The 604-nt window shown below is 45.0% G+C and carries 1 pseudogene; it reads right to left on the reverse strand.

Going from position 1 to position 604, the window contains the following annotated elements:
- Nucleotides 1-604, reverse strand: a pseudogene (locus tag R7093_RS26500) (Hpt domain-containing protein); the annotation flags it as partial.

Genomic DNA, 604 nt, shown 5'->3' on the forward strand with positions numbered 1-604 from the left:
AGTTTATGAAATTTAGAACCATCTTCAGCATGATCTTGAATAAAGACCTCGAGCAACATTCGGACAGCGCCTTCATCGCCAGAAAGCGAATCCAGCATTCTGTTTATATCGATAAACGGTTCTTGCGGAGCCAGCAATTCTTGTCGCGAATCAGGGGTTAGCTCTTGCGTTTTATTCGCTTGAGCATCACTTGCCAACTCACGCGCTTTGTTCTCGTGTTTTAAAGAACTGGATGCGTTTTCAGTTTGAGAAACGGCAGGCTCTGATGAACTTGAATTCGCCACCGCATTTTTAGAGAAGACAGCCCATGAAACCACCGCCAACAGACAACCGCTCACGACAATGAGCCAAAAGATAAAAGAAACCAGTTTTTGTTCGAGCGTAGCCTTCATCGACACCAACTGATTAGGAAAATCTGGCTTTAATAACTGATTCGCCAAATAACTGCCCTGCGCATTCGCCGCAAGAACACTTGAGGTTTGTGCGAGTCGACGTTGAAATGCAGAACGCTCCCCTGTCGAAAGTGAATCCGATTCGATGAACAGTAAATCCAGTTCGCGATAGGTATCCGTATTGGTGTTGGAATCGCTAAAAATCGATTCAA

It is taken from the genome of Vibrio sp. 1580, from assembly GCF_033340055.1.